At 70.3% G+C, this 1322-nt stretch carries 2 pseudogenes; both read right to left on the reverse strand.

The window, feature by feature from the left end:
- A pseudogene (locus RT567_RS16945) lies at nt 1-474 on the reverse strand (conjugal transfer protein TrbJ); the annotation flags it as partial.
- Nucleotides 425-1322 (reverse strand): annotated as a pseudogene (locus RT567_RS16950) (conjugal transfer protein TrbE); the annotation flags it as partial. The pseudogenes RT567_RS16945 and RT567_RS16950, both read right to left, overlap by 50 nt.

A 1322-nucleotide genomic window follows, 5' to 3' on the forward strand; every position in this document is an offset into this window, starting at 1 on the left:
GCTCAGCCGCCCCTCACGCCCCTGCCCCGTTCGCTCGAGGGCGGCCGCGTGACGGGCCAGGTCGAGGGCGGTGCGCCGGGCGTTTTCATGACGTCCCCGCCCCTCGCGCAAGAGATCGGCGAGGTTGGCCTCATCAGGCCGCGTCGCATAAAGAGCCTCCAGCTGGCGCTCCAGATCCGACGACGACGAAGCCAGCCCCTCCACGCTTCGCGCCAGATCAGCCATCTCCTTCAGGGCCTGGCTGTTCTGGGCCAGATGGCTGTAGGGCGAGGCGGCGAGACTTCGCGCCTCATTGGCCAGGCTCTCGAGCTGGCGAGCCGCCTGGAGCGCATTCTCCAGATGATTGCGCGGATCGAAGACCACATGCTGGGCGGCGGCCGGGGCGGTCGAAAAAAGCGCTGCAGCCGCAATCAGGATGGCGGCCCTAACCCTCCGCCGGCGAAGGATCGAAGGCGTCAAGAACGGCGTCGACATTCTGCACTCCCTTGGCTTTGAGGAAATTGCGGGCGAACCCCTCCCGGCCGCCCTCGGCCAGGACGGCGTCGATCAGGACCTGGTCTTCCGGAGAGCCGGCCCCGCATAGGGCCAGGGCCACCCCGGTCAGCCTCAGGTCGAACAGCCGCCGCCCCTGGGGCTGGCGCCAGTAGTAGGCGCGCTTCTGCGGAGCGAAGGCGATCAGCTCCAGCTGGCGTCGGCTCAGGCCGAAGGCGCGGTAGAGGTCGCCCGAAGCCGGCTCCAGGGCCCGGGGATTGGGCAGGAAGACCTGGGTCGGACAGCTTTCGATCAGGGTGGCGGCGATGGGGGACGCCGCCACGTCGTCCAGGCTCTGGGTGGCGAAGACGACCGCGACCCTTCGCTTGCGCAGGGTCTTCAGCCATTCGCGGATCCGCGCGGCGAAGGCGCCCTCTCCGAGGAAGAGCCAGGCCTCGTCGAGGACCAGGAGGGTGGGACGACCGTCGAACCCGGCCTCCAGAAGATGAAACAGGGCGCCGAGCGCCGGGGCCACGGCTGAGGGGGTCGCCATCAGGCTTTCCAGTTCGAAGGCGTCAAAGCGAGAGGGACGCAGATCGAGGTCCGCCCCGTCCAGCAGGGCGCCATGCGGTCCCTTGAGCGTAAGCGGCTCCAGGGCGGCTGCGACGCGCCGGTCCTGCACCAGGGCGCAGAAGACCGTCAGGGTGCGCTGGTCGCGGGGCGCGGGCGCCAGGGCGCCGAGGGCGGACCAGACCTCTTCGCGCACCTCGGGCGAAGGCTCCAGTCCGGCCGATCGCAAGGCCTCGGCGATCCAGTCGGCCGCCCAGGCCCGCTCCGCCGGCCGGTCTAGG

Origin of the sequence: Brevundimonas sp., assembly GCF_032107865.1 — a bacterium.
GTDB lineage: Bacteria > Pseudomonadota > Alphaproteobacteria > Caulobacterales > Caulobacteraceae > Brevundimonas.